6 protein-coding genes are annotated in these 4,918 nt (G+C 45.1%); all 6 read left to right on the forward strand.

Features of this window, described 5'->3' with window-relative positions; translation table 11 throughout:
• The first annotated feature begins 7 nt into the window (after positions 1–7).
• The gene (infC, locus tag A3735_RS21985; RefSeq protein WP_082865191.1) at positions 8–550 is read left to right on the forward strand and encodes a translation initiation factor IF-3; all 543 of its coding nucleotides are present in this window, start codon (positions 8–10) and stop codon (positions 548–550) included.
• A gap of 46 nt (positions 551–596) precedes the next feature.
• Positions 597–788 carry a 50S ribosomal protein L35 gene (rpmI, locus tag A3735_RS21990; RefSeq protein WP_068507660.1) on the forward strand — a complete coding sequence of 64 codons (192 nt, stop codon included), beginning with the start codon at positions 597–599 and terminating at the stop codon, positions 786–788.
• 39 nt (positions 789–827) lie between these two features.
• Entirely contained in the window at positions 828–1,187 is a 360-nt protein-coding gene (gene rplT / locus A3735_RS21995; RefSeq protein ID WP_068507658.1) for a 50S ribosomal protein L20, read from the forward strand.
• Positions 1,188–1,290: 103 nt separating this feature from the next.
• Positions 1,291–2,289 (forward strand): phenylalanine--tRNA ligase subunit alpha, encoded by a 999-nt coding sequence (gene pheS, locus A3735_RS22000; RefSeq protein WP_068507656.1) that lies wholly within the window; start codon positions 1,291–1,293, stop codon positions 2,287–2,289.
• 21 nt (positions 2,290–2,310) lie between these two features.
• Positions 2,311–4,683, forward strand: coding sequence for a phenylalanine--tRNA ligase subunit beta (pheT, locus tag A3735_RS22005; protein ID WP_068507653.1), 2,373 nt, complete (start codon positions 2,311–2,313; stop codon positions 4,681–4,683).
• Between the two features lie 3 nt (positions 4,684–4,686).
• A partial coding sequence (gene ihfA, locus A3735_RS22010) for an integration host factor subunit alpha (protein WP_068638647.1) occupies positions 4,687–4,918 on the forward strand: 232 nt, incomplete at its 3' end.

Here is a 4,918-nt window from a genome sequence, read left to right on the forward strand (position 1 = left end):
TGGAGAAATAGACATTAAGCGTAATAACCAAAGTGGCAAGTCAAAAAAAGCGTTGATCAACGAGAATATCGAAGCAACGGAAGTTCGTCTTATAGCAGAAGATGGTGAGCAGTTAGGTATTGTTCCGATAGAAGACGCGCTGGCTCGTGCCACACAAGTAAGTTTAGATTTGGTTCAAATTGCCAACAGTGATCCGATTGTGTGTAAAATCATGGATTACGGTAAAAAAGTATTTGAAGAGAAGAAGCAGAAAGCTGCCCAGAAGAAAAAGCAGAAGCAGACTCAAGTTAAAGAAATTAAGTTACGACCAGGGACGGAAGAGGGGGATTATCAGGTAAAACTACGCAACCTGATACGTTTCCTTGAAGGTGGGGACAAGGCCAAGGTGACGATTCGTTACCGCGGTCGTGAAATGGCACATCAGGAAATCGGCATGAAGCTACTTGAACGAGTCGAAACAGACTTGGAAGAGTACGGAACTGTTGAGCAGCGACCTAAAATGGAAGGTCGGCAAATGATGATGGTGTTGGCCCCGAAAAAGAGAAAATAGCGCGGTTGCTATTTTTGTTAATTTTTCCAATGCGGAGTGAGATATTATGCCTAAAATGAAAGCAAAAAGCGGTGCTACAAAACGCTTTAAGAAAACAGCTAACGGATTCAAGCACAAGCAATCCTTTACTAGCCATATTTTGACTAAAAAATCACCAAAGCGTAAGCGTCAGCTACGTGGATGCAAGCAGGTTGCAGACTCTGATCAGTCTTCAATCAAGCGTATGCTTCGTATTTAATTTTTAGCCATTAAAATATAGTTTAGTAAGGAGTCAAATATGCCTCGCGTAAAACGTGGTGTCCAGGCGAACCGTCGCCACAAGAAAGTATTAAAGCAAGCTAAAGGTTATTACGGAGCTCGTAGCCGTATCTATCGCGTAGCTAAGCAAGCCGTAATTAAAGCAGGTCAATATGCATACCGTGACCGTCGTCAGCGTAAGCGTCAGTTCCGTCGTCTATGGATCGCGCGTATCAATGCTGGTGCACGTTTAAACGGTTTGTCATACAGCCGATTAATCGCTGGCTTGAAAAAAGCTAACGTTGAGATCGACCGTAAAGTATTAGCTGACTTAGCAATGAACGACGCAGCAGTATTTACTGTTGTTGTTGAAAAGGCTAAAGCTGCACTAGCAAACTAAGACTTAGTTCAACACTCGTTGAAACATAAGTAATAGCTGGATAGGGGGCGAGACAACTCACCCCCTATTTTTATTTTGAGTACTGTTTTTTCGGAGAGCAGTAATGGAAAACCTTGAACAACTTGTTCAACGCGCCATTAGCGCTGTAGATGCAGCGGAAAAAATTCAAGAATTGGACCAGGTCAGAGTTGATTACCTAGGCAAGAAGGGTGAAATCACCCAGCTACTCAAAACATTGGGTAAGTTAGATGCGTCTGAAAGACCAGCGGCCGGAGCAAAGATAAACGAAGCCAAAGAAGGTGTCTTGGAAAAACTGTTAGCCAAGAAAGAGTCCCTTGAAACAGCTGAGCTTGAGAACAAGCTCCGTTCAGAAGCTGTGGATGTCACCTTGCCAGGCCGCGCAAGCGATACCGGTGGTTTGCACCCGGTAACCAAAACAATGCGCCGAATTGAGCAGTTTTTTGCCAGAGCCGGTTACTCAGTAGAAGTAGGCCCGGAAATCGAAGATGATTACCATAACTTCGAAGCTTTGAATATCCCGGGGCATCACCCGGCACGTGCTATGCACGACACCTTTTACTTTGATGCAAATACCTTATTAAGAACTCACACTTCACCTGTGCAAGTACGCACGATGGAGAAGGGAGAGCCACCATTTCGTATGATCTGTCCGGGCCGTGTATACCGTTGCGACTCCGACCAAACGCATACGCCGATGTTCCATCAGGTTGAAGGCCTGCTGGTGGAAGAGAATGTTAGTTTTGCTGACCTAAAGAGTACCATTGAAGATTTCCTTCAGGTGTTTTTTGAGCGAGACCTGGCTGTTCGTTTCCGTCCTTCTTACTTCCCATTTACCGAACCTTCAGCAGAAGTGGATATCGAGTGGGGTAAAGACGCTGACGGCAATACCAAGTGGCTAGAAGTGATGGGCTGTGGCATGGTCCACCCGAAAGTATTTGAGTCCAGTGGTATTGATTCCGAAAAATACTCAGGCTTTGCCTTTGGTTTAGGTGTAGAACGCTTGGCTATGTTGCGCTATGGCGTAAACGACCTAAGAATGTTCTTTGAAAACGACCTTCGTTTCCTCAAGCAATTTAACTAAGTTAGTCAGGATAGTAGAGCAATGAAATTTAGTGAACAGTGGCTCAGAGAGTGGGTAAACCCTTCTATTGGTACAGATGATCTACTCCATCAAATCACCATGGCTGGCTTAGAAGTAGATGGCATGGACCCGGTAGCGGGTGAATTTACCGGCGTCGTTGTAGGCGAAGTGCTCAGCAAAGAACAGCACCCTGATGCTGACAAGTTAAGCGTTTGTCAGGTGAGTGACGGAAAAGAGACCGTCCAGGTAGTGTGTGGTGCTGCGAACGTGAGAGAAGGTTTAAAAGTACCCTTCGCGAAAATTGGTGCTGTGTTGCCAGGTAACTTTAAGATTAAGAAAGCTAAGCTGCGTGGCGTTGAGTCATTCGGTATGTTGAGTGCCGAGTCAGAGCTTGGTTTGGCTGAATCTTCAGATGGTTTGATGGAATTGCCTGTTGATGCACCCGTAGGTGCTTGTATTCGCGAATACCTAGGTTTAGATGATAACTGTATCGATGTTGATTTAACGCCAAACAGAAGTGACTGTTTGTCTATTGCGGGTCTTGCTCGCGAAGTCGGTGTCTTGAATAAAGAGAATGTCACTAAGCCACAGATTGAGTCAGTGGTTTCAGAGAGTGAACTTACCTTCAAGGTAAACTTACAAGACACAGAGGGCTGCCCTAAATACTTGGGACGCGTCATTGAAGGTGTCGACCTAACTAAGCCTTCACCATTATGGCTGCAAGAAAAGTTACGTCGCTGCGGTTTACGTAGTATTGATCCTGCCGTTGACGTAACCAACTATATTTTGCTTGAGCTCGGTCAGCCAATGCATGCATTTGATTTAGATAAGCTGAATGGCTCAATCAATGTACGTCAAGCTGAAAATGCTGAAAAACTAACCTTGTTGGATGGTCAGGAAGTTGAACTTCGTGATGACACCTTGGTTATTGCAGATGAAAACACTCCACTTGCAATCGCAGGTATCATGGGTGGCGAAGCCTCAGGTGTTAGCGCTACAACTCAGAACATCTTTTTGGAATGTGCCTTCTTTGCACCCTTGGCGATTGCGGGTAAAGCACGCTCTTATGGCTTGCATACAGACTCTTCACACCGTTTTGAACGAGGTGTTGATTATGCGCTGCAGCACGAGGCAATGGAACGTGCAACGCGCTTATTAATCGATATTGTCGGCGGCAAAGCTGGCCCAATCGTTGAAGAAAGTGATGCAGAGACGCTTCCTAAGTCTTCGACTGTGACCTTGCGTGAAACTAAAGTTGAGTCGCTCTTAGGCTTGAAGGTAGAGACAGCTGAAATAGAAGAGATTCTAACGCGCCTTGGGCTTGAAGTTGTTGATCGAGCAGAGGGGCAGTGGACCTTTGCTGTGCCAAGCTATCGTTTCGATATTGCCATTGAACCAGACCTGATTGAAGAAATTGGTCGGGTCTACGGCTATAACAAACTACCTAAAACGACTGCATTAGGCTCAATGAAGCTGCGGGCCGTCGACGAAGATATCTTCCCGCAGGACTACCTGGCTGATCGTTTGGTGAGTTTAGGTTATCAGGAGGCAATCACTTACAGCTTTGTTGACGAAGAAACACAAAAGCTCGTGACGCCTGAAGAGCAGGGTATCGCTTTGGCAAACCCAATCTCAGCTGATTTGGCTGTGATGAGAACGTCTTTATGGCCTGGCTTGCTAAAAGCACTAAGCTACAACCAGAAGCGCCAGCAGCCCCGAGTTAAGTTTTTTGAGACAGGTCTAAAGTTTGTTCAAGAAGGCGAAGAGATTGTTCAAACTAGAATGATCTCGGGCGTTGTCTCAGGCACTGTTCAAAACGAAAACTGGTGTAATGAAAGCAGAGCAATCGACTTCTTTGATGTGAAGGCCGATCTTGAGAATTTATTGTTCTCAATTGACCCGACAGTCGCTTTCGAGAAGGGTGAACATGCTGCTTTACACCCTGGGCAGACTGCACAGATTGTAAAAAATGGTAAAAAAATCGGCTATTTAGGGGCTATTCACCCTAAATTACAAAAATCCTTGGATTTAAATGGCTCAGTTTATTTGTTTGAACTATGCTTAATTGAAACCGTTCAAGGACAAGTGCCGAGTTTTGATGGCGTGTCAAAATACCCAGAAGTTAGACGGGATTTGGCAATATTGATCGATCACGAGATACCGTTCCGAGACGTTGAGCAGATTGTTAGAGATAATGCCGGTGAAGACCTGGTTAATCTCAATGTGTTTGATGTTTATTCAGGTGATAATCTTGCTGAAAACGGAAAGAGTCTAGGCCTCGGTCTGGTATGGCAGCGAAGTGATCGCACTCTTAATGATGAAGAAATCAACGAGTCCTTTGAGCGTATTGTGTCAGCACTCAGTGCTAAGTTTGGAGCTAAATTAAGGAGCTAGCGCATGGCGGCTTTAACAAAAGCTGATATGGCCGAAAGCCTATACGACGAAGTTGGACTAAATAAGCGCGAAGCCAAAGAAATGGTGGAAGCGTTCTTTGATGAAATTGTTGGAGCCCTAGGTCACAATGAACAGGTGAAGCTATCTGGCTTCGGTAATTTTGACCTACGCGATAAGAAACAAAGGCCTGGACGTAACCCTAAAACTGGTGAAGAAATTCCTATTTCTGCCAGAC

The organism is Oleiphilus sp. HI0061 (assembly GCF_001635675.1).